20 protein-coding genes and 2 pseudogenes are annotated in these 25,266 nt (G+C 65.7%); 5 read left to right on the top strand and 17 right to left on the bottom strand.

The annotated features are described in order from the left end of the window. Positions 1-7: 7 nt before the first annotated feature. The 13 genes and pseudogenes from ABSY19_RS05695 to ABSY19_RS05635 all read right to left on the bottom strand — a co-directional run bounded on the left by ABSY19_RS05695 (position 8) and on the right by ABSY19_RS05635 (position 17,401). Positions 8-2,422: an adenosylcobalamin-dependent ribonucleoside-diphosphate reductase gene (locus ABSY19_RS05695; protein ID WP_382159968.1), complete on the bottom strand. Its 2,415-nt coding sequence runs from the start codon at positions 2,420-2,422 to the stop codon at positions 8-10. 17 nt (positions 2,423-2,439) lie between these two features. Next, positions 2,440-2,606 (bottom strand): annotated as a pseudogene (locus tag ABSY19_RS05690) (nitronate monooxygenase); the annotation flags it as partial. Between the two features lie 98 nt (positions 2,607-2,704). Then, positions 2,705-3,403, bottom strand: a complete 699-nt coding sequence (locus ABSY19_RS05685) for a carbonic anhydrase (RefSeq protein ID WP_382159965.1) — start codon at positions 3,401-3,403, stop codon at positions 2,705-2,707. Next, a complete protein-coding gene (locus tag ABSY19_RS05680; protein ID WP_382159963.1) occupies positions 3,400-4,257 on the bottom strand; it encodes a peptidylprolyl isomerase in 858 nt (285 codons plus the stop codon). The genes ABSY19_RS05685 and ABSY19_RS05680 overlap by 4 nt, the downstream gene beginning before the upstream one ends. Before the next feature lie 27 nt (positions 4,258-4,284). Beyond that, positions 4,285-5,016, bottom strand: coding sequence for a respiratory nitrate reductase subunit gamma (gene narI, locus ABSY19_RS05675; RefSeq protein ID WP_382159960.1), 732 nt, complete (start codon positions 5,014-5,016; stop codon positions 4,285-4,287). After that, positions 5,013-5,720, bottom strand: coding sequence for a nitrate reductase molybdenum cofactor assembly chaperone (narJ, locus tag ABSY19_RS05670; protein ID WP_382163697.1), 708 nt, complete (start codon positions 5,718-5,720; stop codon positions 5,013-5,015). Before narJ ends, narI begins: the two co-directional genes overlap by 4 nt. 7 nt (positions 5,721-5,727) lie before the next feature. Next, entirely contained in the window at positions 5,728-7,260 is a 1,533-nt protein-coding gene (gene narH, locus ABSY19_RS05665) for a nitrate reductase subunit beta (protein WP_382159957.1), read from the bottom strand. A 29-nt stretch (positions 7,261-7,289) separates the two neighbouring features. Continuing rightward, positions 7,290-11,108 carry a nitrate reductase subunit alpha gene (locus ABSY19_RS05660; RefSeq protein ID WP_382159954.1) on the bottom strand — a complete coding sequence of 1,273 codons (3,819 nt, stop codon included), beginning with the start codon at positions 11,106-11,108 and terminating at the stop codon, positions 7,290-7,292. A gap of 35 nt (positions 11,109-11,143) precedes the next feature. Continuing rightward, entirely contained in the window at positions 11,144-12,772 is a 1,629-nt protein-coding gene (locus tag ABSY19_RS05655) for an MFS transporter (RefSeq protein WP_382159951.1), read from the bottom strand. 19 nt (positions 12,773-12,791) lie between these two features. After that, positions 12,792-14,060 carry a nitrate/nitrite transporter gene (locus ABSY19_RS05650; protein WP_382159948.1) on the bottom strand — a complete coding sequence of 423 codons (1,269 nt, stop codon included), beginning with the start codon at positions 14,058-14,060 and terminating at the stop codon, positions 12,792-12,794. 219 nt (positions 14,061-14,279) lie between these two features. Beyond that, the gene (locus ABSY19_RS05645; RefSeq protein WP_382159945.1) at positions 14,280-14,972 is read right to left on the bottom strand and encodes a response regulator; all 693 of its coding nucleotides are present in this window, start codon (positions 14,970-14,972) and stop codon (positions 14,280-14,282) included. Beyond that, positions 14,969-16,879: a type IV pili methyl-accepting chemotaxis transducer N-terminal domain-containing protein gene (locus ABSY19_RS05640; protein WP_297400141.1), complete on the bottom strand. Its 1,911-nt coding sequence runs from the start codon at positions 16,877-16,879 to the stop codon at positions 14,969-14,971. Before ABSY19_RS05640 ends, ABSY19_RS05645 begins: the two co-directional genes overlap by 4 nt. A gap of 9 nt (positions 16,880-16,888) precedes the next feature. Next, the gene (locus ABSY19_RS05635) at positions 16,889-17,401 is read right to left on the bottom strand and encodes an Rrf2 family transcriptional regulator (RefSeq protein ID WP_297400143.1); all 513 of its coding nucleotides are present in this window, start codon (positions 17,399-17,401) and stop codon (positions 16,889-16,891) included. 110 nt (positions 17,402-17,511) lie between these two features. Between ABSY19_RS05635 and ytfE the strand changes: the two genes are divergently transcribed. The 4 genes from ytfE (at position 17,512) to ABSY19_RS05615 (ending at position 20,546) form a co-directional block, all read left to right on the top strand. Next, positions 17,512-18,210, top strand: coding sequence for an iron-sulfur cluster repair protein YtfE (gene ytfE / locus ABSY19_RS05630; RefSeq protein WP_297400145.1), 699 nt, complete (start codon positions 17,512-17,514; stop codon positions 18,208-18,210). A 109-nt stretch (positions 18,211-18,319) separates the two neighbouring features. Beyond that, positions 18,320-19,405 carry an NnrS family protein gene (locus ABSY19_RS05625; RefSeq protein WP_382159942.1) on the top strand — a complete coding sequence of 362 codons (1,086 nt, stop codon included), beginning with the start codon at positions 18,320-18,322 and terminating at the stop codon, positions 19,403-19,405. A gap of 63 nt (positions 19,406-19,468) precedes the next feature. Continuing rightward, positions 19,469-19,792 carry a ferredoxin FdxA gene (gene fdxA / locus ABSY19_RS05620; RefSeq protein ID WP_297400149.1) on the top strand — a complete coding sequence of 108 codons (324 nt, stop codon included), beginning with the start codon at positions 19,469-19,471 and terminating at the stop codon, positions 19,790-19,792. A 55-nt stretch (positions 19,793-19,847) separates the two neighbouring features. After that, complete coding sequence (locus tag ABSY19_RS05615) at positions 19,848-20,546, top strand: succinate dehydrogenase iron-sulfur subunit (protein WP_297400151.1); 699 nt, start codon at positions 19,848-19,850, stop codon at positions 20,544-20,546. 20 nt (positions 20,547-20,566) lie between these two features. On the opposite strand, the gene ABSY19_RS05610 is transcribed toward ABSY19_RS05615, so the two are convergent. The 3 genes and pseudogenes from ABSY19_RS05610 to ABSY19_RS05600 form a co-directional block, all read right to left on the bottom strand. Next, positions 20,567-20,830, bottom strand: a complete 264-nt coding sequence (locus ABSY19_RS05610; RefSeq protein WP_382164020.1) for a DUF2892 domain-containing protein — start codon at positions 20,828-20,830, stop codon at positions 20,567-20,569. Positions 20,831-20,840: 10 nt separating this feature from the next. After that, a pseudogene (locus ABSY19_RS05605) lies at positions 20,841-21,723 on the bottom strand (transposase); the annotation flags it as partial. A 135-nt stretch (positions 21,724-21,858) separates the two neighbouring features. Then, positions 21,859-22,737 carry a class I SAM-dependent methyltransferase gene (locus tag ABSY19_RS05600; protein WP_297400153.1) on the bottom strand — a complete coding sequence of 293 codons (879 nt, stop codon included), beginning with the start codon at positions 22,735-22,737 and terminating at the stop codon, positions 21,859-21,861. A gap of 62 nt (positions 22,738-22,799) precedes the next feature. Between ABSY19_RS05600 and ABSY19_RS05595 the strand changes: the two genes are divergently transcribed. Next, positions 22,800-23,711, top strand: a complete 912-nt coding sequence (locus ABSY19_RS05595; protein ID WP_297400155.1) for a LysR family transcriptional regulator — start codon at positions 22,800-22,802, stop codon at positions 23,709-23,711. A 281-nt stretch (positions 23,712-23,992) separates the two neighbouring features. On the opposite strand, the gene hmpA is transcribed toward ABSY19_RS05595, so the two are convergent. Next, positions 23,993-25,186 carry an NO-inducible flavohemoprotein gene (hmpA, locus tag ABSY19_RS05590; RefSeq protein ID WP_297400157.1) on the bottom strand — a complete coding sequence of 398 codons (1,194 nt, stop codon included), beginning with the start codon at positions 25,184-25,186 and terminating at the stop codon, positions 23,993-23,995. Positions 25,187-25,266 lie beyond the last annotated feature (80 nt).

The following is a 25,266-nucleotide window of genomic DNA, read 5'->3' as shown; positions in this document are numbered from 1 at the left end:
GTGGTGTTCATCCGCAAACCCCCAGGTGGCCGCACTGCGTGCAGTAGTCGCAGCCGTCCTTGCGGATCACTGCGTGCGCGCCGCACTCACCGCACTTCTTGCCCGGCATCATGCCGGGCGTGGCTTGCACCACCACTGGTGAGGGCTGTCCCGACAAGGGGGTGACCCCGGCGCGCTGCGCAATCAGTGTCTGCACCGCGTAGGCGATAGCCGCCACCACCGAGTCGTGCCACATCGGCACATGCGTGCCGTCGGCCTTCTGGTGCGTGCCCATTCGCACGGGTCCGCGGTCCCACACCACCTTGCGCATGTCGCGCAAGGCGCGCTCCAGAAAGCCGCCGCGCGCGGCCAGCGAGAGCAGCCGCATGCTGGACGACACCCACTGCTGCGACTCACCGCTCTGCCCCACGGGCATGAAGAACTCGATCGCGCGCTCGACCGTGCCCGCTCCGTCGGCCGTGGGCACCGGCAGGAACGACACCAGCAGGTACAGCGTCTGATGGCCTTCCTGCGTCCAGTACTCGATCTTGTCGGCCACCGCCGAGAGCGCACCCGGCGGCCGGTTCTCGATCACGCTGCGCATCGGGTCCACGGTGGCCACGCTCGCGATCGTTTCCGGCGTGGGTCCGGTGTCGAGCACCGAGCCCAGGATGGCGTTGGGCCGGTAGGTCGCCAGGCCCTTGAGCTGCGCGCGCCAGGCCTGCTGGTACAAGCCCTTGAAGTCTTCGTAGGGGTAGTCGGCCGGCACGTTCACCGTTTTGGAAATGGCCGTGTCCACGAAAGGCTGCACCGCTTCCATCATGGCCAGGTGGTCGGCCGCGGGCATGGCCAGCGCGCTCACGAAATACGCGGGCAGGTGCGCCATGTCGCCACCGAGCTCGCGGTAGAGCCGCCAAGCGTGGTCTTCCACCGCGTAGTCGGTCGTGCTGCCGTCGGCCTCGCGCTTCTTGCGCCGGTACATCCACGAAAACGGTGGCTCGATGCCGTTGGACGCGTTGTCGGCGAAGGCCAGACTGACCGTGCCGGTGGGTGCGATGGAGAGCAGGTGGCTGTTGCGGATGCCGTGCGCGCGGATCGCCGCACGCAGCGCCTCGGGCAGGCGGCTGGCGAAGGTGCCTTCGGCCAGGTACCCGTCGGCGTCGAATTTCGGGAACGCGCCCTTCTCCTTCGCCAACGCCACCGAGGCGGTGTAGGCCGCGTCGCGCATGCGCTCGGCAATCTGCGCGGCCAGGGCGCGCCCCTCGGCGCGGTCGTAGCGCACGCACAGCATGGCCAGCGCATTGCCCATGCCGGTGAACCCCACGCCGATGCGCCGCTTGGCCGCCGACTCGGCGCGCTGCTGAGGCAACGGCCAGTAGGTCACGTCCAGCACGTTGTCGAGCGCCCGCACCTGCAGGGCCACGGCGCGCTCGAAGGCCTCGAAGTCGAAACTGGGCAAGTCACCGAAGCCGAAGGGGTGGCGCACGAAGCGGGGCAGGATCACCGGCCCGAGGTCGCAGCAGCCGTAGGGCGGCAGTGGCTGCTCGCCGCAAGGGTTCGTCGCCTCGATCGACTCGCAGTAACGCAGGTTGTTGTCCTGCTGGATGTGGTCGAGAAACAGGATGCCGGGTTCGGCGAAGTCGTAGGTGGAGCGCATCACCGTGTCCCACAGCTCGCGCGCGGGCAGGCTGCGGTAGACCCACAGGCCGTCGGTGCGCTGGTGGGCGCCCTGGGCCAGCAGCGCCGCGCCGGGTCGGGCGCGGTGCACCAGTTCCCAGGGTTGGTCGTCGGCCAGCGCGCGCATGAAGGCGTCGCTCACGCCCACCGACACGTTGAAGTTGTTCCAGCGCCCGGGTGTGCGTTTGGCGGTGATGAACTCGATCACGTCGGGGTGGTCGATGCGCAGCACGCCCATCTGCGCGCCGCGCCGCGCGCCCGCGCTCTCCACCGTGGCACAGGACTGGTCAAACACGTTGATGTAGCTGCACGGGCCCGAGGCGATGGACGCCATGGTCTTGACCTCGGCGCCGCGCGGGCGGATGCGCGAGAAGTCGTAGCCCACGCCACCGCCGCGCCGCATGGTCTCGGCGGCTTCGCGCAGGGCTTCGTAGATGCCGGCGTAACCGCCGTCGTCCAGGCCCTGGATGCAGTCACCCACGGGTTGCACGAAGCAGTTGATCAGCGTGGCCTGGATCTCCGTGCCGGCCGCGCTCATGATGCGACCCGCCCCGATGGCGCCGGCCTGCAGGTTGTCGAAGAAGCGCTGCTCCCACAGGGCGCGGTCGGCCTCGGGCTCCACCGAGGCCAGGGCGCGCGCCACGCGGCGGTAGATGTCCTGCTCGCTGGTCTCGCCGTCCTTGAGGTACTTCTCTCTCAGCACATCCAGCGTGATGGGTTGCTGGCCGATCGCGGTGCTGGCCGATTTCAGAGCGTCGCGTTTCATGTTCGGGTGTTCCTTCATTAAATCAACGCAGGTCGGATACCGTCGCGCAGGCCGCAATGGGCCAGGCAGTCAAACGCCATGTTGCACTTTTTCTTCACATGTGCAACCGCCTTCAGTCGCGGCTCCAGGCACAGGTATTTGTCCAGCCAGGGGGTCGTACTGCGCGCGCGGGCAGGCCGGCCACGAACCACCGGCAGCAGCTCGCGCCCGCGCAGTCGCCAGGTGCGAAGGCCGCCATGCAGAGCCAGGGCCTGGAGTTCGGCCGCCAGCGTGTCGGCGGCTTCAGCAACTGATGACTTGCCCATCGTGTTCCACATAAGGTTGGTACGGCCCGGTGCCGCAGTTGGAGGCAAATGAGGCCGCGACGAAATCACCTTGCTGAGCATCAAACACATGCACTTCTCCGTCTTCGATCACGTAGTGCCAGCCGTGCAAGGTAAGCCGACCGGCCTCGACCTCGCGCCGCACCATGGGGTAGCCCATGAGGCGTTCGAGCTGCAGCACCACCGCACGCTGCTCGGTACGGCGCATGGATTCGGCACAGGGCTGCACCGGCAGCAGGGCCTCGTCAACCAGCTTGAGCCACGCGGTGAGCGCCACGGCCTCGGCAGGCGCGCCTTCGTAGGCGGTTCGGATGGCACCGCAGTGGCTGTGCCCGCAGACCACGATGCGCTCCACGTGCAGGCTGAGAACGGCGAACTCGATCGCGGCCATCGTTCCATGGAGTCCGTGCGATTGGTCATGCGGCGGAACGAGCGCGCCCACGTTGCGCACGATGAAGAGCTCACCCGGGCCGGCGCCGGTGAGCAGGTAGGGCACGAGGCGTGAATCGGAGCAGCCAATGAACAGCGTTTTGGGGTGTTGGCCCGCAGCCACCAGGTCCTGAAAACGCTGCTGATGCCGCGGAAAGTAGTCGGAGCGGAAATGCCGCAGGCGCAACAGCAGCTCGTCCGCTGAGGCGCCTGCGGCCGGTTCGCTCATTGCACCAGGGGCGTGTCGGCCCCCTCCAGCTCCACGCCCTCCACCTGGGCCTGGCCCACCAGCAGTTGCATGTACTGCCGCAGCGCCGTGGCCTGCGACTGCAGGGCCAGGCGCGCGCCAATCTGCGCCTGCAGCTCGGCGAACTCGGGCAGACGCCCTTCCTGGCGCTCCAGCACCTCGACGATGTGCAGGCCGAAGCGGCTGTGCACCAGGCGGGGGTGCAGGCCCAGGGCCTGGATGGCGTCGTTCTGCAGGAACAGCGCCTTGGCCAGTTCGGGCGCGCAGTCCTGCGGAGTGATCCAGCCGAGGTCGCCGCCCTGGGCGCTCGACGGGCAGTTGGAGAGTTCGGTCGCGAGCTGCGCGAAACGATCCATCGAGACGCCCTGGCGCGAGAGCTCCAGCAGCGCCGCTTCGGCGCGCTGAGCCAGCGCGTTCACCGGCACACCCGGCGTGACCGCGAACAGGATGTGACGCACGTGCAGCGCCTGGCCAACCACGAAGCGCGGCTTGTGGGCTTCGTAGTGGCGCCGGCATTCGTCAATTCCCGGCTCGGGCGAGTGCACCTCGGCTTCGAGCAGGGCCTCTATCGCGCTGCGTGTGTCGCCGTCGGGCCCGGGCGCATTCAGGCCGGTGAAATGCGGCAGCAGGCCGGCGCGCACCGCCTGCTGGCGCAGCAGTTCGGTGCAGGCGCGCTCGCGCAGGGTCTGCGCGTCCAGCACCTCACCGGCTTCGTGCAAGGCGATGCCGTTGACGCTGGCGATCGCTGCCGGGGCCGCAGCGGCCTCAGGGCCTTTGCAGGCGCAGGCGCTGCTGCCGCAGCCGGTGGAGGGCGATGGGGAAAGGTCCTGGGTCATGGGGGGCTCCGGTGGGTTTGGGGTGAATCAGCGGGGCTGGTTCGGGTGCGCCGGATTGGTCGGGTTCGCCGGCACGCCCAGGCGGCGGCTGCGCACCACCTGGTAGGGCCGCACCAGGTAGGCCACGCTGGCAAAGCCGCTCCACACATGCACCAGGCGCGAGAACGGGAACAACAGGAAGATCGTCATGCCCAGCACCAGGTGCACCTTGTAAGGCCAGTCCATGTTGACCAGGGCCGACGCGTCGGGGCGGAAGGTGACGATGCGCTGCGCCCACTCGGCCAGCACCAGCATGGCGCTGCCGTCGGCGTGTGAATACGAGTACGGCAGCGTGATCAGGCCAAGCGTGAGCTGCACCCACAGGATGACAAGGATGGCGATGTCGGTGCGGTGGCTGGTGAGGCGGATGCGCGGGTCGAAGATGCGCCGGTGCAGCAGCATCGACAGACCCACGAAGCAGATCACGCCGGCGGTGCCGCCTGCGTAGATGGCCAGCCGCTGCTTGACCGCAGCATCCAGAAAGCCTTGGTAGAAAAAGTGCGGCGTGAGCAGGCCCACGGCGTGGCCGAAGAACAGGAACAGGATGCCGATGTGGAACAGGTTGCTGCCCCAGCGCAGCTGGCCCTTGCGCAGCAGCTGGGACGAATCGCTTTTCCAGGTGTACTGGTCGCGGTCGAAGCGGGCCAGGCTGCCCATGAGGAAGACGGCGAGGCAGATGTAGGGATAGACGCCGAAAAGGAAGTGGTGCAGCGAGGTCATGCCTGTGCTCCTGGTGGGGGGGATGGGTGGCGGCCGGTGGCCGCCTTCACGATGCGGATCGGTTGCGGCTGGCCGGGTTTGGCCTGACCTTCTGTGGAGCAGCCGCCGAACACCGCGGGTTCGGCCCAGCTCTCGTCGATGCCGGGGTCGGCCGCGACCGGCACCGGCTCGGCTTTCTCGCCGGCGATTTCGAGCACGGCGGCCAGCACGCTGGCATACGGGCTCTGGCGCTTGAGCAGCGCGCTGAAGATCGAGCGCACGATGTGCGCGCTCTCGCCGAGGAACTCGCGCGCCACAGTGGCGGGCTGGGTGGAGGCGAACTCCAGCAGCACGCTCAGGTGGTCGGGCAACTCGGCCGGGCCGAAGAAAAGGCCCGCCTTTTCGTAGGTCTGGATCAGGTCGATCATGGCCGGGCCACGGTCGCGCGAGTCACCCAGAACGTGCTCGAACAGGTGCAGCGCGGTGCTGCGCCCGCGGTCGAACAGCTCGACGTAGTCGGCTTCGACCTCCAGCGCCGGCTGCTGGCTCAGGCGCACCAGCAGCGCATCGAGCTCGACCAGCCGCGTCGGCGGCAAGGCGGCCTCGGCACGCAGCGCATCGCGCAGTTCACCAGCGTGCTCGCGCAGATCGGCGGTGGGGTAACGCAGCAGGTGGGCGAGCACACGCAGGGTGTGAACGGCGGGCTTTTGAGTGTTGGAAAACAGGCCCACGTCAGACCCCCGCCTTGATCGGGATGGTGCGCTTCTTCTCGCTGCCGAACAGGCTGGTCTCGGTCTGCCCCTCCGAGCAGCCGTTGCCGAAGCTGAAGCCGCAGCCGCCCTTGATGTTGAAGGTGTTCTCGGCGTATTCGCGGTGGGTGGTGGGAATCACGAAACGGTCCTCGTAGTTGGCGATCGCCATGGTCTGGTACATGTCCTCGACCTCGCGCACGCTGAGCTGGACCTGGTCGAGCACGTCCTGGTTGATCACGCCATCCACGTGTTTGGCGCGCTGGTAGCTGCGCAGGGCCAGCATGCGTTCGAGCGCGCGCACCACGGGGATCGTGTCGCCGGCGGTCAGCAGGTTGGCGAGGTACTTCACCGGGATGCGCAGCTGGCTCACGTCCGGAATTTCCCCGTTGTCGCCCAGGTGCCCGGCGTTGGCCGCAGCGGTGATGGGCGAGAGCGGCGGCACGTACCAGACCATGGGCAGCGTGCGGTACTCCGGGTGCAGCGGCAGCGCCACCTTCCAGTCCACCGCCATCTTGTAGACCGGGCTGTGGCGCGCGGCCTCCAGCCAGTTGTCGGGGATGCCGTCGGCGCGCGCCTGCGCGATCACCGCAGGGTCGTGCGGGTCCAGGAAGAGATCGATCTGGGCCTTGTAGAGGTCCATCTCGTTGGGCACACTGGCGGCTTCCTGAATGCGGTCGGCGTCGTACAGCAGCACGCCCAGGTAACGGATGCGGCCCACGCAGGTTTCGCTGCACACGGTGGGCTGGCCGGCCTCGATGCGCGGATAGCAGAAGATGCACTTCTCGGCCTTGCCGCTTTTCCAGTTGTAGTAGATCTTCTTGTAGGGGCAGCCGCTCACGCACATGCGCCAGCCGCGGCACTTGTCCTGGTCGATCAGCACGATGCCGTCTTCCTCGCGCTTGTAGATCGAGCCCGAGGGGCACGAGGCCACGCACGCCGGGTTGAGGCAGTGCTCGCACAGGCGCGGCAGGTACATCATGAAGGTGTTCTCGAACTCCCCCACCATGGCTTTCTGCGCGGCCTCGAAGCCATTGAAGTTGGCGTCCTTGCTGCGCTTGGAAAATTCGCCACCGAGGATCTCCTCCCAGTTCGGGCCCCACTCGATCTTCTCCATGCGCTTGCCGGTGATCAGGCTGCGCGGTCGGGCGGTGGGCGTGTGCTTCATCTCCGGCGCCGACTGCAGGTGGTCGTAGTCGAAGGTGAAGGGTTCGTAGTAGTCGTCGATCTCCGGCAGGTGCGGGTTGGCGAAGATCTTCATCAACAGCTGCCACTTGCCGCCTTGCTTGGGCACGATGGAGCCGTCGGCGCGGCGGGTCCAGCCGCCCTGCCACTTCTCCTGGTTCTCCCACTCCTTGGGGTAGCCGATGCCGGGCTTGGTCTCGACGTTGTTGAACCAGGCGTATTCCACCCCGGGACGGTTGGTCCAGACGTTCTTGCAGGTGACCGAGCAAGTGTGGCAACCGATGCACTTGTCCAGGTTGAGCACCATGCCGATCTGTGCGCGTATTTTCATGATTCAGGCTCCTTCGGGTCGGCGGGTGTTCAGGGGTTCTCGCCCTGGGACTGGTAGGCACGAATGAGGTGGTCGTCGGCCGGTGTGTCGAGCCAGTCCACCTTGTGCATCTTGCGCACCACGACGAACTCGTCGCGGTTGGTGCCGATCGTTCCGTAGTAGTTGAAGCCGTAGCTGAGCTGCGCGTAGCCACCAATCATGTGGGTCGGCTTGAGCACGATGCGCGTGACCGAGTTGTGGATGCCGCCGCGCACGCCGGTGATCTCCGAGCCCGGGGTGTTGATGATCTTTTCCTGCGAGTGGTACATCATCACCATGCCCGGGTTGACGCGCTGGCTGACCACCGCGCGCGCGGCCACCGCGCCGTTGATGTTGAACAGCTCGACCCAGTCGTTGTCCTCGATGCCGGCGCTTTTCGCGTCGTCTTCGCTCAGCCAGACCACGGTGCCGCCCCGGTTGAGGGTGAGCATCATCAGGTTGTCGCTGTAGGTCGAGTGGATGCCCCACTTCTGGTGCGGCGTGATGAAGTTCAGCTGGATCTCTTTGTTGCCGTTGGGCTTGATGTTGTGGATGCCCTCGGTGGTCTTCAGGTCCACCGGCGGGCGGTAGCTGCCCAGGCCTTCGCCGAAGGCGATCATCCAGGGGTGGTCCTGGTAGAACTGCTGGCGGCCAGTGAGGGTGCGCCATGGAATGAGTTCGTGCACGTTGGTGTAGCCGGCGTTGTAGCTGACCGTCTCGCTCTCGATGCCGCTCCAGGTCGGGCTGCTGATGATCTTGCGCGGCTGCGCCTGGATGTCGCGGAAGCGGATCTTCTCGTCCTCGCGGTAGAGCGCCAGGTGGGTGTGGTCGCGCCCGGTCTGCTTGCCCAGCGCTTCCCAGGCCTTCACCGCCACGTGGCCGTTGGTCTCTGGCGCGAGCTGCAGGATCACCTCACAGGCGTCTATGTCGGTCACGATCTTCGGCATGCCCTGGGTCACGCCCTCGTCGAGCGTGGTGCCGTTGAGCTGGCCGAGCTGCTCCACTTCGGTGCCGGTCTTCCAGCCAATGCCCTTGCCGCCGTTGCCCAGCTTGTCCATCAGCGGGCCGAGCGCGGTGAAGCGTTTGAACACGTTGGGGTAGTCGCGCTCGACCACGGTGATCTGCGGAGCGGTCTTGCCGGGGATGAGTTCGCAGTGGCCTTTGCGCCATTCCTTCACGTCAAACGGCTGCGCGAGTTCGCCGGGGGTGTCGTGCATGATGGGCGTGAGTACCACCTCCTTTTCAACGCCCAGGTGGCCCACGCAGACTTCGCTGAAGGCCTGCGCAAAACCTTTGTAGATCTCCCAGTCGCTGCGGCTCTGCCACACCGGGTCCACCGCCGCGGACAACGGGTGGATGAAGGGATGCATGTCGCTGGTGTTGAGGTCGTTCTTCTCATACCAGCTCGCGGTGGGCAGCACGATGTCCGAATACAGGCAGGTGGCGCTCATGCGGAAGTCGAGCGTGACCAGCAGATCGAGCTTGCCCTGAGGCGCGTTTTCGTGCCACACCACTTCTTCAGGTCTGGCTTCGTCCCGTCCCAGGTCCTTGCCCTGCACGCCGTTTTCGGTGCCCAGCAGGTGCTTGCAGAAATACTCGTGGCCCTTGCCACTGGAGCCCAGCAGGTTGCTGCGCCACACGAACATGTTGCGCGGCCAGTTCTGCGGCGCGTCCGGGTCTTCGCAGCTCATGGCCAGCGTGCCGTCTTTCAGCGCACGCACCACGTAGTCCCTGGGATCGAGCCCGGCGGCGGTGGCGTCCTTCACCACCTGCAGCGGGTTGGTCTTGAGCTGGGGCGCACTGGGCAGCCAGCCCATGCGCTCGGCGCGCACGTTGAAGTCGATCATGCTGCCGCCGAAAGCGGCCTTGTCGGCCAGCGGGCTGACGACCTCTTCCATGCCGAGCTTCTCGTAGCGCCACTGGTCGGTGTGCGCGTAGAAGAAGCTGGTGCTGTTCATCTGCCGCGGAGGGCGTGCCCAGTCGGTGGCAAAGGCCAGCGGCACCCAGCCCGTTTGCGGGCGCAGCTTTTCCTGGCCCACGTAGTGCGCCCAGCCGCCACCGCTCTGGCCGATGCAGCCGCACATCATCAGCAGGTTGATCACGCCGCGGTAGTTCATGTCGGCGTGGTACCAGTGGTTCATGGCCGCACCGATGATCACCATCGACTTGCCGTGCGTCTTGTCGGCGTTGTCGGCGAACTGCTGCGCCACGGTGATGACCTGGTCACGCGGCACGCCAGTGATGCTCTCCTGCCAGGCCGGGGTGTAGGCGGCGTTGTCGTCGAAGTCCTTCGCGCCACTGCCCAACCCGCGGTCGATGCCGTACTGCGCGACCTGCAGGTCGAACACGGTGGCCACCATGGCGTGGCGCTCTTCGCCGGCCTTGCCCAAGCGCAGGCGCACGGCCGGCACGCGGGCGTGGTTGATGGCGCCGTTCTGCGCGTTGGCGGTGAAGTGCGGCGCGGCGTTGCCCCCGAAATAGGGGAAGGCCACGTCCACCACCTGGGTGTCCTGCTCGCCGTCCTCGATCACCGAGAGCTTGAGCTTCACCTCGGTGTCGCTGCGCGCCTCCTTGGCTTCCAGGTTCCACTTGCCTTCGTCGCTGCGCCCGGCCTCGCCCCAGCGGAAGCCGATCGAGCCGTTGGGCAGCACGGCCTTGCCACCGGTGTCGAAGGCCACGGTCTTCCACTCGGGGTTGTTCTTCTGGCCGAGCTGGCCATTGAAGTCGCTGGCGCGCAGGTAGCGGTCGGGCACCAGGGTGGTCGTGCCGTCGGCCAGCGTGTGCTCCTTGAGCATGACCAGCAGCGGCAGGTCGGTGTAGCGGCGCGCGTAGTCGTCGAAGTAGCTGCTGCGCGGCTTGCCGCCGTCGGGGAAATAGAAATTCTTGAGCACCACGTGGCCCATGGCCATGGCGAGCGCGGCGTCGGTGCCCTGCTTGGGGTGCAGCCAGAGGTCGGAGAGCTTGGCCACCTCGGAGTAGTCGGGTGTCACGGCCACGGTCTTGGCGCCTTTGTAGCGCACCTCGGTGAAGAAGTGGGCGTCGGGCGTGCGCGTCTGCGGCACGTTGGAGCCCCAGGCGATGATGAACGAGCTGTTGTACCAGTCAGCCGATTCGGGCACGTCGGTCTGCTCACCCCAGACCTGCGGGCTGGCCGGTGGCAGGTCGCAGTACCAGTCGTAGAAGCTCATGCACACGCCGCCGATGAGCGAGAGGTAACGCGAGCCGGCGGCGTAGCTCACCATGCTCATGGCCGGGATCGGGCTGAAGCCGATGATGCGGTCGGGTCCGTGCTGCTTGATGGTGTAGACGTTGGCCGCGGCGATCAGCTGGTTGACCTCGTCCCAGGTGCTGCGCACGAAGCCACCCATGCCGCGCACCTGCTGGTAGTCACGACGCGCTTCGGGGTTCTCGACGATGGAGGCCCAGGCGGCTACCGGATCTTTCGCCACAGCGAGCGCGGCGCGCCAGCGCTCCAGCAGGCGCCCGCGCACCATGGGGTACTTCACGCGGTTGGCGCTGTAGAGGTACCAGCTGTAGGAGGCGCCGCGCGCGCAGCCACGCGGCTCGTGGTTGGGCATGTCCCAGCGTGTGCGCGGGTAGTCGGTCTGCTGGGTTTCCCAGGTGACGATGCCGCCCTTGACGTAGATCTTCCACGAGCACGAACCGGTGCAGTTCACGCCGTGGGTGCTGCGCACGATCTTGTCGTGCGCCCAGCGATTTCGGTAGGCGTCTTCCCAGGTGCGGTCTTCGCCAGTGGTCTGGCCGTGGTTGCCCGAGAAGGACTCCCTGGGCAGGCTGAAATGGGTGAGGCGGTCGAGGAAATGGCTCATCTTTCTGTTCTCCGTGAGGGTGCGTGGTCGGTTCTTCAGGGGTTCTTCACGTAGGCGCCGGGACGCAGGTAGAACCACCAGTTGAGGATCAAGCAGAGCGCGTAGAAGAGCGCGAAGCCATACATCGCGTACTGCGGTGTGCCTGCCTTGATCTGGTCGCCGATCACGATGGGCGCGACGAAGGCGCCGTAGGCGGCGACGGCGGAGGTCCAGCCCAGCACCGGGCCGGCCTGCTGCCGGTCGAAGATCACACCGATGGTGCGGAAGGTCGATCCATTGCCCACACCGCTGGCGAAGAACAGCACGATGAACAGGCCGAGGAAGGCCGGGAAGTACTGCTCGGGCGTGGCCGAGGCGTAGGCCATCATCATCACGTAGCCCACGGCGATCGAAGCGACCACCATCACCGCCGAGATGGCCTGCGTGACGATGGAGCCGCCGACCTTGTCGGAGATCCAGCCGCCAACGGGCCTCACAGCGGCGCCAACGAATGGGCCGATCCACGCGTAGGCCAGCACGGTGGGTGCGTTCGGGTTGTTCAGCGTGTGCTGCATCACGCCGTTGGCATCGGGCACGTGGCTAATGCCGAAGATCACCTTCATGGCCAGCGGCAACGCCATCGAGAAACCGATGAAGGAGCCGAAGGTGACGATGTAGAGCGCGGTCAGCGACCATGTGTGCTTGTCCTTGAAGATCGCGAACTGCCGGGCAACGTTTTCCTTCATCGGACCGAAGGCAGCGAGCTTCATGATCAGCAGCGCGCTCACCACGTCCAGCGGAATCGCCACCCACATGCTGATAAGGCCCAGACCCGTGGGCTTGGGCAGGTAGAGGTACAAGCCGAGAATCGAGGGGATGAAGGCCAGCGTGTACAGCCAGGTGATCTTGGCGAACGCAACCACAGGGTGCCCGGTGTCAGGCGACACCGTCTTCAGGTTGTTCATGCCGAACCAGCACAGGATGGACAGCGGCACCAGCGAGAGCAGCCAGGCGAATCCCGCGTTCTGGATCCAGGTCGGTGTGCCTGCGGCAATCCTTCCGAAGATCCAGCCACTGTCCTTGGCCAGCACCATGGGTTCACCGCCCAGGCTGCCGAAGATCGACAGCGTCATCACGAGCGGAATGACGATCTGCATGGTCGTCACGCCGAAGTTACCCAGGCCCGCGTTCAAACCCAGCGCCGTGCCCTGCAGGCGCTTGGGAAAGAAGCCGCTGATGTTGGACATGGAGCTGGCGAAATTGCCGCCCCCCACGCCCGACCAGAGTGCCATCAGCTGGAACGACCACAGCGGCCACTCGGGGTGCTGCAGCACGATGCCGGTGCCGATGGCGGGCGCCAGCAACATGGCCGTGGTGAGAAAGACGGTGTTGCGCCCACCGGCCAGACGGATCAGGAAGGAGGCCGGGATGCGCATGGTCGCGCCGGCAATGCCAGCGATCGCGGTCAGCGTGAACAACTCGGCCTGGGTGAACGGGAAGCCCAGATTCATCATCTGTACGGTGATGATTCCCCACATGCCCCAGACCGCGAAGCCGCACAGCAGCGCGGGCACTGAGATCCAGAGGTTGCGGTAGGCGATCTTTTTGCCGGTGGAGGCCCAGAACTGTTCGTCCTCGGGGCGCCAGTCGGTGATGTCTGCACCGGTTTTTTGTGTGTTGTTCATGGTGTTGACCGACGTTGCGTCAGTTCTGAAGGGAAAAAGGTTTGGCGTTGGCGCCCATGACTTCGGTCTGGCGCACCTCGGTCCAGTACATCCAGATGAGCGACACCCAGACCACGCCGTACATCAACATGAAGGCGCTCGAGCGGATGCCGGTGAGGTCCATCAACATGCCGAACAGAATGGGCAGAACGAAACCGCCAAGTCCACCAGCCAGGCCCACGATGCCGCTGATGGCGCCGATGTTTTTCGGGTAGTCGTCGCTGATGTACTTGAAGACGCTGGCCTTGCCGAATGCCCAGGCAATGCCCAGGATGAACATCAGTCCGGTGAAGAGGTAGACGTTGAGGCCGATGTGGAAGGTCTTCGGGCCGTCCACCGTGGCCACGGTGAAGTCGGTCTGCGGGTATGAGAGCAGGAACAGGCAGATCCAGCTCACCCACAGCACCCACCAGGTGACCTTGTGCGCGCCGAACTTGTCCGACATCACGCCGCCCACCGCGCGCAGCACGCCACCCGGCAGCGAGAAGCAGGCCGCCAGCAGCGCGGCCACCCGGATGTCCAGACCGAACTCGCCCACGTAGTACTGCACCATCCACAGCGAGAGCGCCACGTAGCCACCGAAGACGATGCTGTAGTACTGGCAGTACTTGATTACCTTGGGGTCTTTCAGCGCCTTGAGCTGGTCCATGAAGGACACGTTGCTCGGCACCAGGTGGTCGGGATTGCTGTAGGTGAAGAGCCAGAACAGCACCACCGTGCCCAGCATGATGGCCGCGTACACCTGCGGCACCATGGTCCAGCCGAAGGCCACCAGCAGCACCGGCGCGACGAACTTGTTGACCGCCGCGCCCGAGTTGCCCGCGCCGTACACGCCCATGGCCATGCCCTGGCGGTGCTTGGGGAACCAGCGCGCCACATAGGGCGTGCCGACCGAAAACGAACCGCCGGCTAGGCCGACGAACAGGCCGATGGTGAGGAAGTGCCAGTAGGCGGTGGCGTAGCTCATGAGCAAGATGGCCGGCACGGTGGTGGCCATGAGCAGGGCCATCACGATGCGGCCACCGTAGCGGTCGGTCCAGATGCCCAGCGGCACACGCACCAGCGAGCCCGTGAGCACCGGCGTGGCCATGAGCAGGCCGAACTGGGTGGAGTTGAGGTCGAGCGCCTTCTTGATCGGGATGCCGATGACGCCAAACATCATCCAGACCATGAAGCACACGGTGAAGGCCAGTGTGCTGACGAGCAGCACCGACCAGGCTTTTTTTTCGTTGTTCAGTTCAGAGGCCATGATGTCTTTCTCCACGCGGGGCATGGCAAGACTGTCGGCGCTGGGCGCGCGGGTGGCTATCCGCCTCCCGGGTGGCCGGGGCGGCTCTGAAGAACGATGGCGGGGGGACGCGGCGCGTCCGGAAGAACTACAGCGGTCTGTTTGTGGCCGTCAGTTGATCTGAATCAATGCGCCAGCGCGATGGAGACCCACACGCTGGCGTCTTTCACCGCGAGTGAACTATGAAGCGTGTCGGGCGGCAAACACGGCCGCCTGCACACGCGAGGTGAGGTTGAGTTTTCGCAGGATGTGCTGCACGTGGATCTTGACCGTGGTCTCGGCGATGTCGAGCTGGCGGGCGATGAGTTTGTTGCTGTCGCCGCGCGCGATCAGGTGCAGGATTTCGAGCTCCCGCACCGACAGCGACGCGAGCTCGGCGTCGGCCGTGGCCACCGTCGCACCGCCCCCTTCGCCGTTGCCGTTGACGGTTGGCTGCGCACGCAGGGCCGACACCAGCTTGGTCGTCATCTCGGGGCTGACCACCGACTCGCCCTCCATCACCTTGACGATGGCCTCGCACAGGTGGTGCGACTCCACGGTCTTGAGCAGGTAACCGTCGGCGCCGGCCTTGAGCGCGGCCACCAGGTCGGCCTCGTTCTCGCTCACGGTGAGCATGAGCACGCGGCTGCCCGGTGCAGCCTCGCGCAGCGCGGGGATGGCGTCCACGCCCAGTACACCGGGCAGGTGGTTGTCGAGCAGGATCACATCGGGCCGCTGGCGCGCCACGCAGCGCAGCGCCTCGCCCACATCGCCCGCCTCGCCGATCACCTCGAAGCGCAGGTCCTGCGCGAGCAGGGCCATGAGCCCGCGGCGGAACAGGGAGTGGTCGTCCACGACGAGCAACTGGATCGGGCGGGCAGGTGTGTCGGTCATGAAAGCCTGTGTTCGGTGACGGGTGCGCCGCTGGGCCTGGCCGTCACCGGGTGGGGAGGCAGGGTCAGGGTGACGGCGGTGCCCTGGCCGGGGTCGGAGCTCACGTCGACCCGCGCGCCGATGAGGGCAGCGCGCTCGCGCATGATTTTCAGGCCCACGTGGGAATCGTCGGATGCGTCCAGCGCGTCGAAGCCCGCACCGTCGTCGCACACCCGGAAACGCCAGTGCGCGCCCTTGAACACGTCGAGCTGCACATGGCCGGCCCCGGCGTGCTTGCGCACGTTGGACAGCGACTCCTGCAACACATGCAGCACCTGCACCTGCACATCGGCCGGCAGCGGAAGGCCGTGGCCCTCTACGTGCAGCTTCGCCGGCAGGCCAGTCTGGTGCTGGAACTTCTGCAGCGTCTCCTGCAGCGCGCGCTCGATGTCGTCGGTGTTGGTGCGGGTACGAAAGTGCACCAGCAGTTCGCGCACGTCGTTGATGCTTTCGCGCAGACCTTCGTCGAGTTCGTCGAGCGTGCTCATCACGCGCGCGTCCTGCCCCTTGCCCGCCGCGGTGCGCAGCAGCTGCACCTGGATCTTGAGGAAGGCCAGCGACTGAGCAATGGAGTCGTGCAACTCGCGAGCGATCAACGCGCGCTCTTCGCCCACCGCCGCCTCACGCTCCAGCGCCGACGCGCGCAGGCTCTCCAGCGCGTTGGCCAGGTGGCTGGCCAGCGCGTCGAGCAGCTCGGTCTCGCCCGTGCTCAGGCTGGCCTGCGAGCGGTAGAACAGGTCGATCTCGCCGAGCAGGCGGTTTTGCAGCCGCACCGGCACGCTCACCAGTGTCTCGAAGCCGGCGCGGGCGCAGTGGCGCACGCTGGCCTCATCGTGACTGTGGATCGGAATGACGCGTGTCCTCGCATCGGGCTGCAGGCTGCCGCAGGCACACGCCCCTGCCAGCAAGCTGCGCTCTTCTTCCACCAGCTCCTGCGGAAAGCAGTCGGAGGCCAGCATCAGGTAACGCTGACTGGCTTCGTCGCTCCAGCGCACCGCCACCGCGTCGGCCTTGACCACCGCACGCACCCGCTGGGCAAAACCGCGAGAGAGTTCCTCGATGCTACCGGCCTGGGCCATGAAGGCACTCACTTCGTACAAGGTGGCCAGCCTCGCACGCTGCGCCTCGATGTGACGCGTCTTGGTCTCGACCTGACTCTCCAGCCCGGCGTACATCGACTGCAGCGTGGACGCCATGCGATTGAAGCCCCCCGCCACCTGCCCGAACTCGTCGAGCGTGTCGACCTCCACGCGCGCCTTGAAGTCGCCCGACTCCAGCCGCCGCAGGCCCTGGCGCAGGTGGGCCAGCGGGTTGATGACGTACATGTAGCCGGTGTAGAGCATCACCACCGCACCCACGATGGCCAGCGCCATCATGAGGAACTGGAACAGGTTGAGGATGGCGGTGAAGGCCGAGAGCTGGTGTTCGATGGCGAGAACCAGTGCATCGATGGCCTCGACGAAGGTATCGGCTGCGGCCAGGACCTGTGCCGGCTCGGGCGGGGTGTCCTGCAACCACAGCGGGCGCTGCTTCTGCCATAGCGCCTCCACCGTGGCGAACTCGCGGGCCACCGCTTCGTCCCTCGGCACGAAGAGCGGCCGGCTGGCATCGCCCCGGCGCAACAGGGCCAAGCTCTGGTCGAACCGCTGCACCAGCGCCGCCACCTCAGCCGGAGCCCGCTGGGCCTGCGCCACGCTGGTGAGCCGCCAGGTCTGCATGCGCATGCGGCCGGCCTCGTTTACCGCCGCGGCGCCGCCTTCAAGCTGCCACGTCACCCACAGCGTGAGACCGATGGAGGCAAGCGCGACGAGCAGCAACCCGGCGCCGATGCGCACGAGTTTGGTCGACAGCGAAGCGGTGGATACCATGGCCACAGGTTAGCGGCTTTCGCCGCCGGCAGATACCCGCGTGCGACGGGCTGCGACCTCGGGCGGGCGTGGCAGGCCAGGCAGAAAGTGCACCCGTTGGCTGTGCGCACCCGGCATGGGCGCGATCAGATCCGCCAGCGTCACGCCGTCCAGCACCTCCAGGTAGCGGTCCATGGCCTCGCGCAGCGCCGTCTTGAGACGGCAGTGGCCGTCGAGGCGGCAAGTGTTGTGCTCGGCGTCGAAACACTCCACCAGCGTGAAGTCGCTCTCGGTCTGGCGCACCACCTCGCCCAGCACGATGCTGCGCGCCGGCTTGAGCAGGCGAAGGCCACCACCGCGCCCGCGCGTGGTCTCCAGCAGGCCCAGGCCGGAGAGCGTCATCACGATCTTGGTGAGGTGGCTGCGCGAGATGCCATGGGCTTCGGCGATTTCACCCACGGTGGCGCGCTGCTCGCGCTGTTCGCTGGCGGCGCAGTACATCAGCACGCGCAGGCTGTAGTCGGTCCATTGGGTCAATCGCATCGCGCATCCTCCTCATGACCGATGTCCGTGCGGACGGTCTGAATATTCATATTGCGTGCATTTTATGCGCTAATATATTCGTATCGAATGAACATTAAAGGACCAGCGCCATGAACACCGCTTTCACCCCTGCCGCCACCCTTGAGCGTGCCAGCCAGCCTATCGGCCAGATCGCCGTGGCCCTGCCCGGCTCCACCGCCGTCTTCCGCCGCCTCAAGCTCGACTTCTGCTGCGGCGGCCAGATCGCCCTGCAACAGGCCTGCGACAACAAAGGTCTCGACGTGGACGCGGTGCTGGCCGAGCTCGCCCGGCTGGACCGCCCGGACGCGCCGGTCGTGCCGCGAACCCCGGCCGATATGATCGACCACATCCTCACGCGTTATCACGCGGTGCACCGCGAACAGCTGCCCGAGCTGATCCGCATGGCGCGCCGGGTGGAGGCGGTGCACCGCGAGCACCCCGATGTGCCCAAGGATCTCGCCGAGCACCTGGAAGCCATCGAGACCGAGATGCTGGAACACATGGCCAAGGAAGAAAACATCCTGTTCCCGATGCTCAAGGCCGGCGGGCGCGGCATGGCTGTGCACCCCATCGGCGTGATGCGCGAGGAGCACACCAGCCATGGCGAACAGCTGGAGCGCCTGATGGCCCTGACGCACGACGCCACGCCGCCCCAGGGCGCGTGCAACACCTGGCGTGCGCTGTACGCGGGCATTGACCAGTTCGCCGACGACCTGATCGCCCACATTCACCTCGAGAACAACCAGCTGTTCCCGCAATTTGAACCCGCGCGGTCGAGCTGCTGCTGAGCCCTTGCCGACCATGCGCTCTGCATCAGCGGCCGTGCCATCGCCCCAAGGGTGGCCTTGGCTTCGACTTGGCTTCCGCCCGTTCTACCTGGGTGCCGCTGCATACGGCATGCTGGCGATCCCGCTGTGGATCGCTGTCCTGTTGGGCCAGGTGTCCTTGAAGCTGACGATCTCTCCAGTGCTCTGGCACGCCCATGAAATGCTGTTCGGCTTCACTGTGGCCGTGATCGCGGGCTTTTTGCTGACGGCCGGGAAAGCGTGGACCGGCCTGGACACGCCACGAGGCGCTGTGCTGGCAGCGCTTGCGGGGCTCTGGCTGGCAGCCCGGCTTGCAGCCGTCTTTGCTCCGTATGGGGTCTATGCGGTGTTGGACCTGCTGCTGTTGCCACTGGTGGCGGCCATCCTCATCTCGGTTCTCCTGCGCGCGGGCAGCCGGCGCAACGTGCCATTGGGCGTCATTCTCTTGTTGCTGGCTCTGGCCAACGCCGCGTTTCACGGGGCGGTGAGCGGGCTGATCGACATCGAACCGGTCCGCGCCCTGCATGCGGGGCTGGCGTTGATCGTGATGATCGAGTGCGTGATCGCCGGGCGGGTGATCCCGGCGTTCACCCAGTCGGCGTTGCCCGGCGTGAGATTGAAGGTTCCTCCCATGCTGGAGCAGGCCACACTCGGCACCACGGCCATTGCGCTGGCCGTGTGGGTGCTGGGCCCGGCCCATGTCTTCAGCGCCGCGGTGCTCGGTGCAGCCGCATTGCTGCATGTCCTTCGCCTGCTGCGCTGGAAACCGATGCGCACCCGCTCGCGCCCCATCCTGTGGGTGCTGCACCTCGCGTATGCGTGGTTGCCCATCGGCCTCGCGTTGCTCGCACTGGCCCAACTCGGCGTGTTGGGCGTCTCGTCCGGCATCCACGCCCTGGCGGTGGGTGCCACTGGCGGGCTCATCATCGGCATGATCACCCGCACCGCACGCGGCCATACCGGGCGCCCACTGAAGGCCTCGAGGCTTGAGACAGCCGCCTATGCGTTGGTGGCCTGCGCTGCCGTCCTGAGGGTTCTGCTGCCGCTGCTGGCGCCGCAGCATCTTGTCATCTGGCTGGTGGCCGCAGCCGCAGCGTGGGGCATTGCGTTTGCCCTGTATCTGTATGTTTACTCGCCCTGGCTGGTCTCGACCCGCCTCGACGGCAAGGACGGCTGAGCAGATGGCCAGGCTCGCCCCACCGGCTGCATCTGCCGTGGCACATCCTGATGGGGCGCATCCATGACCTTTGTCGTCACCGAAGCCTGCATACGCTGCAAGTACACCGACTGCGTGGATGTGTGCCCGGTGGACGCCTTTAGAGAAGGGCCCAACTTCCTCGCCATCGACCCCGACGACTGCATCGACTGCGCCGTGTGCGTCCCGGAATGTCCGGTCAGCGCCATTTATGCCGAAGAGGATGTGCCGAGCGATCAGTTGCACTTCACGGCTTTGAACGCCGAGCTGGCGCGCGAATGGAAGCCCATCGTGCGCACCAGGCTGCCGCTGCCAGACGCCGAAGCGTGGAGCCAGGTCACATCGAAGTTGTCGGAGCTCAAGCGCTGAGAAACACAACGGGTGTTCGCGCCATGCGCGAAGGCGCCACCACGGAATGAACCCCATGCACACCTTCAAGATCTACCGCTACGACCCGGATGTCGACGCCAGGCCGTACATGCAAACGATTGAGCTTGAGGTCAACCCAGGGGACCGCATGCTGCTCGATGTGCTTGTGCGCCTCAAGGCCGTGGACCCGAGCCTGTCTTTTCGGCGCTCCTGCCGCGAAGGCATCTGCGGCTCCGATGCCATGAACATCAATGGCAAGAACGGGCTGGCTTGCGTCACCAACATGAAAACGCTGAACCGCGTGGTGACGCTCAAACCCTTGCCCGGCTTGCCGGTCATTCGCGACCTGATCGTCGACATGACCGAATTTTTCAAGCAGTACCACTCGATCAAGCCCTACCTCATCAACCCGGCTTCGCCCCCGGAGCGGGAACGCCTGCAGTCGACCGAGGAGCGGGAAGATCTCAATGGGCTGTACGAATGCATCCTGTGTGCCTGCTGCTCATCGGCCTGCCCGAGCTTCTGGTGGAACCCGGACAAATACGTCGGACCGGCCGGACTGTTGCAGGCCTACCGCTTCCTTGTCGACAGCCGCGACTCGGCCACCGCCGAGCGGCTGGACCACCTCAACGATCCGTTCCGGCTGTTTCGCTGCCGCGACATCCTCAACTGCGTGGACGTGTGCCCCAAAGGACTGCACCCTGCGGGGGCCATCAGCAAGATCAAGGAGATGATGGTGCGGCGCATTGTTTAAGAGCACCGAGTCGAAGGCTTCTAGCCCCACAGGCCGATCGTGCTGGGGGCGGCACCGGCGATGAGGGAAGGGCCGATGACGATACGCACGGTGCGGTCAATAGCGCCGACGTTCGTGGTCATGGTGATTCTCCAGAAGTGGTGGTCGGATGGGCAGGGATCAAGGAACTCGGTCAGAGTGCGTTCAGGGGGCTTCAGATAGGCTGCGCTGTTGTCCTCTTCCGGGTCAACGAGGGCGCCGTCGCGGAGCCCGCTCACCGACAACCATTCTTCCAGTGAGGCCACAGCGGCACCGAGCACGGGCTTGTATGCCGATGATCAAGACCCCCTCCCAGTGACCGGGTACAGCATGATCTTCCACCTCCGCAGGACGGCTGGAGATCATCACCTCTTCACTGACATGTGCCCACGCTTTGGGCTGGGACCTGGCCCGTGGCGTGCGCAAAGCACGCCCTGTGCGCAGATAGCTGACCAGCTCGCGCTTGAGGGCGCCTCGACCCAGGATGTAGAGCGTCTGATAGATGGCTTCGTGTGAGATGCGCATGGACGGATCATCCTGGAAGTCGACCTGCAGTCGGATTGCGATCTGTTCTGGCGACCATCCATTGACCCACTTGCTATCACCACGATGGGGCTTGTTACGCCCGATATATGGAGCTTGCCGAGGTCCCGCAATCCCGCTGCATTGAGCATCGGATATTGCACTCAAGACGGTCTTGGACGTATTGGCGCAGACGCTGGTCCTTCACGAGCTTGGCCGGCTTGGGCCTTGTCGCGGCTAACTCTGACTTGCACTGTGCGACCGACGTCCGGTACTCGAGCTTCCTACTGCGCGTTGCAGCATCGTGGGTCAGTTCGCGTGAGACCGTCGAGGGACTTCTCCCGATGATTCGAGCGATCTCCCTTACCCCAGCGTCTTGGGCTCGCAGAAGTGCGATCTCTTCACGCTCGGCGAATGAAAGATACCTTCCAGATATGGGGCTTGAAAGAAACAAGGGCATGCCGCCACGATGACGGAACCAGGGGGAACCAGCCAGCTGGGAGACCCCTACGGCCTCCGCGGCCTTCTCGCTCGTGATCCCGGTGGCGATTTGCTTCCAGAACTGCCGCTCGATCTCACGTCGAAGCCACGGCGCCCCAGGAGATCGCATCGCGTCTCTCCCTGTCAATTGCTTCATCCATCCTGCGGGTCGTCCCATAGACACCTCTTGGTTGAAGGTTGGTCGAACGACAGGGTGGCCAAGGCCGCGAGCCCTCCTGCCCCGGCGCAGAAAACGCCGCCGCTCAGGTGCGTGTTTCGAATGGATCAGGTGTTATATGGCGCCTCCTCGGGACGACGACCCGCCGTCAACAGCAGCTCGTTGGGACCCGTCCCAACCTGCCTGCGTGGTGAATGCCTGCAACCGATCCCGCATCTCGTCCCAGGCTGCTTCGGCCGACGCCGCGTCAAGATGACCGAGGAGCTGCAAGAGGGGGCTCGCCGAGCTGCGAACGAAGGCGAGATAGTGATCAACCGACGGCAGGTGGAACACCGCATCGAACGCCATTGTCGCGACGCTCTGGAACCCCGCTGATTTGAAGAGTGCGTCGATCCGGCCCGGCTGCCCCAGGCTGAGCAGACCCCCGGGTAAAAATGGGTCGCGCGCCGGCAGGCCGGCGTGCTTGAGAGCCGTCGACATGAGGATGGTGAGGCAGGGATTCTTTTCTGGGCGAGAGAACACCATCGTGCACACGCCACCGCCGGGGCGCAGCGCGCGATGAATCTCGCGCAGTCCCCGCAGCGGGTCGGGAAAGAACATCAGACCGAGTCGGCATACCGCGACATCGAAGGAAGCCTCGGTGACGCCCAGATCTTCGCCATCGGCCACCCGGGTCTCGACATGGCCGAAGCCGGCGTTGACTGCGTTCACCTGAGCCAGCGCGACGATCGCCGGCGAAAGATCGGTGGCGAGCACGTGGCCCTGTGGGCCTACCTGCGCCGCGATGTCAAGGGCCTGGTCGCCCGCTCCGGCCGCGACGTCGAGCACGCGTGAGCCCACAGTCACCCCGGCCATGCGGCACATGGCGTCGGTCGGCTTGCGCAGCCATGCGCGGATGTCCGTCGTGTGTGCGTTCCAGCCCGCAGCGGCCGTGTCCCACTGGATGCGCATGCCCGCCTTGAAGGCCTGTCCGTCGGTGATTGATGGGTTCATGTCGTCGGCCTAGGCTCAAAGGCTTTGCGGCGTAAGGCGCAAAACTGCACAATGGGGCCGCAATGGCGCATACCCCCCACAGCTTCGACTGGGACGATCTCAAGCATCTGCTTGCCGTCGCGCGCCACGGCAGCACGCTGGCAGCCGGCCGTGCGTTGGGCGTCGACCAATCGACGGTGCAACGGCGGCTCGTCGAGCTCGAACGGCGCATCGGGCAAGCGCTGGTGCAGCGCGAGCCGAGCGGGTATCGACTGACCGAGTTCGGGCAGGCGCTGCTGCCGTACGCTGAGCGCGTCGAGCACGCCGTGACGGCGTTCGAACAGCACATCGCGACCGCTACCGCCGACATTGCGGGCGTCATCCGCGTGACCTGTCCCGAACCCATCGTCTTTCGGATCACGCAATCGACGTTGCTGGAACGGTTTCACGCCCTTCACCCGGCGCTGCAAGTGCATTTCGTCATGAGCGACAAATACATCGACCTGATGAGAGGCGAAGTCGACGTGGCCCTTCGTTCCGGTGACACCGATGACGGCGAGCTCGTCGGACGAAAGATCGGCGATTCGATCTGGGCGATCTACGCCAGCCGGGCGTACATCGAGCGCCACGGTCGACCGGAAAGACTCGAAGATCTGGCGCAACACGCGCTGGTCGGGTTCGATGACACGATGGCCAAACACCGTATCGCAGCGTGGCTGCACAAGGTCGCACCGAACGCCACCTTGGTCGCGCGCAGCAACAGCGTGTTGGGCTTGGTCTACTCCGCCAAAGCGGGGGTCGGCGTGGCGCCCCTGCCCATCGCCCTGGGCGACGCCGAACCGGATCTCGTTCGAGTCATCGAGCCTGTCGCGGAACTCACCCGCATCTGGCGCGTTCTGACGACGCCGGAATTGCGGCGCACGCCGCGTGTGTCCGCGTTCTTCGACTTCATCGTCAGCGAAATAGAGACGCTTCGCCCGATCATCACTGGCTGATGGAAACGACCTTCACTCGCACCACCGACCAGGTTTCATTCCCCGCCGCAAGGACCTTTAGCCAGTGCCTACTCAAACCCGATTGCAAGTCCCCCTCGAGCGTTTCATTCTTGCGCCCGCGCCTGACTCAGAAGCAGGATCTTCACGTTTGTCCCGACTCCCTGCCGGTCTGGGCGCGCCGAGAAGGGCAATGCGAGGACTACGCAACTACTTCGATATGCTAAACATCATCGCAGAAGGTTGATGAACCGCTGTTTTTTTGTAGGCTGAAGCAAAAGGGATCAGCCCGCCACGCTCAGCGACTCCAGCGGCCCGAAGAACTCGTAGCGCAACTGCGCTTCGGGGATCCCCAACGCGCGGCCGCTGGCGTAGACCGATTTCATGAAAGGCTTGGGGCCGAGAAAGTACAGGTCAACATCCCGGTCGGCCGGCAGCTGTTCGGCCAGCAGCGCTTCGGTCACGAAACCCATCGCATGCGGCTGGTCGGTCTCGCGCGGTTCGTCATACACGTAGAAGGGCTGCACATTGCCGTGTGCCGCAGCGAGACTCTCGACACGCTCACGGAAAGCGTGAATGCCACCGTGTCTCGCCGCGTGAATGAAGTGGATGGGTCGACCGCTGGCGGCGCTGGCCTCCAGCATGCTCATGGCCGGCGTGATACCGACACCCCCCGTGACCAGCACCAGCGGCCGGCGTGCTTGCGTGTCCAGCAGGAAATCACCGCACGGCGCCTGGGCCTGCACCTCCATGCCCACCTGCAGGTGGTCGTGCAGCCAGTTGGACGCGTGGCCGCCGGCCTCGCGCTTGACGCTGATGCGGTACCAGGGTTTGCCCGGCGCATCCGACAGCGAGTAGTTGCGCCGCACGGCCTGGCCGTCGATCTCGAGCACGAGCGTGAGGTACTGCCCCGGCGTGAACGCGAGCAGGGCCTGACCGTCCACGGGCTCCAGGTAGAACGAGGTGATCAGTTCACTCTCCACCACTTTGCGCGACAGGCGCAGCGTGCGCGTGCCGCGCCACCCGCCTTCGCGCGCCGCGTTGGCGGCATACACCTGCTCCTCGGCGTCGATCAGCAACTGCGCCAGTGCGCCGTAGGCTTCGCCCCAGGCGGCGAGGATATCGTCGCTGGCCACCTCACCCAGCACCTCGCGGATCGCCTTCAACAGGCAGGCGCCCACGATGGGGTAGTGCTCGGGCAGCACGCCAAGGGCGGCGTGCTTCTGCACGATGCGCGGCAGCGCCGGCGCGATGGCGTCGAGGTTGTCGATGTGCGTGGCGTAGGCCAGCACCGCACCGGCCAGCGCGCGCGCCTGGCTGCCTTGGGCCTGGTGGGCCTCGTTGAAGAAGGCCTTGACCTCGGGGTGGTCGCGAAACATCAGCGCATAGAAGTGCCGGGTGATGGCCTCGCCCTGCTGCTTGAGCAGCGGCACGGTGGCTTTGACGAGGGCAATGGTCTGGGCGGAGAACTGGGGCATGAGGGCGCAACGGTTGAATGAAGAGGCCTATGGCTATTCAACAAACGTGCCATATGAATGGTGCCAGCAAGTACTTGATC

Origin of the sequence: Hydrogenophaga sp. ANAO-22 (assembly GCF_042466645.1) — a bacterium.
Taxonomy (GTDB): domain Bacteria; phylum Pseudomonadota; class Gammaproteobacteria; order Burkholderiales; family Burkholderiaceae_C; genus Hydrogenophaga.
This window is presented reverse-complemented; position numbering and strand designations above follow the sequence as displayed.

Excerpts from the sequence above, each read along its gene's own strand:
- ABSY19_RS05645 (WP_382159945.1), bottom strand. The coding sequence starts at position 14,972 with ATGACCGACACACCTGCCCGCCCGATCCAGTTGCTCGTCGTGGACGAC.
- hmpA (WP_297400157.1), bottom strand. The coding sequence starts at position 25,186 with ATGCCCCAGTTCTCCGCCCAGACCATTGCCCTCGTCAAAGCCACCGTG.
- ytfE (WP_297400145.1), top strand. The coding sequence starts at position 17,512 with ATGAACACCGCTTTCACCCCTGCCGCCACCCTTGAGCGTGCCAGCCAG.
- ABSY19_RS05625 (WP_382159942.1), top strand. The coding sequence starts at position 18,320 with ATGCTGGCGATCCCGCTGTGGATCGCTGTCCTGTTGGGCCAGGTGTCC.
- ABSY19_RS05660 (WP_382159954.1), bottom strand. The coding sequence starts at position 11,108 with ATGAGCCATTTCCTCGACCGCCTCACCCATTTCAGCCTGCCCAGGGAG.
- ABSY19_RS05595 (WP_297400155.1), top strand. The coding sequence starts at position 22,800 with ATGGCGCATACCCCCCACAGCTTCGACTGGGACGATCTCAAGCATCTG.
- narI (WP_382159960.1), bottom strand. The coding sequence starts at position 5,016 with ATGACCTCGCTGCACCACTTCCTTTTCGGCGTCTATCCCTACATCTGC.
- ABSY19_RS05650 (WP_382159948.1), bottom strand. The coding sequence starts at position 14,060 with ATGGCCTCTGAACTGAACAACGAAAAAAAAGCCTGGTCGGTGCTGCTC.
- ABSY19_RS05655 (WP_382159951.1), bottom strand. The coding sequence starts at position 12,772 with ATGAACAACACACAAAAAACCGGTGCAGACATCACCGACTGGCGCCCC.
- fdxA (WP_297400149.1), top strand. The coding sequence starts at position 19,469 with ATGACCTTTGTCGTCACCGAAGCCTGCATACGCTGCAAGTACACCGAC.
- ABSY19_RS05695 (WP_382159968.1), bottom strand. The coding sequence starts at position 2,422 with ATGAAACGCGACGCTCTGAAATCGGCCAGCACCGCGATCGGCCAGCAA.
- ABSY19_RS05615 (WP_297400151.1), top strand. The coding sequence starts at position 19,848 with ATGCACACCTTCAAGATCTACCGCTACGACCCGGATGTCGACGCCAGG.
- narH (WP_382159957.1), bottom strand. The coding sequence starts at position 7,260 with ATGAAAATACGCGCACAGATCGGCATGGTGCTCAACCTGGACAAGTGC.
- ABSY19_RS05635 (WP_297400143.1), bottom strand. The coding sequence starts at position 17,401 with ATGCGATTGACCCAATGGACCGACTACAGCCTGCGCGTGCTGATGTAC.
- ABSY19_RS05680 (WP_382159963.1), bottom strand. The coding sequence starts at position 4,257 with ATGACCCAGGACCTTTCCCCATCGCCCTCCACCGGCTGCGGCAGCAGC.
- ABSY19_RS05640 (WP_297400141.1), bottom strand. The coding sequence starts at position 16,879 with ATGGTATCCACCGCTTCGCTGTCGACCAAACTCGTGCGCATCGGCGCC.
- ABSY19_RS05600 (WP_297400153.1), bottom strand. The coding sequence starts at position 22,737 with ATGAACCCATCAATCACCGACGGACAGGCCTTCAAGGCGGGCATGCGC.
- ABSY19_RS05685 (WP_382159965.1), bottom strand. The coding sequence starts at position 3,403 with ATGAGCGAACCGGCCGCAGGCGCCTCAGCGGACGAGCTGCTGTTGCGC.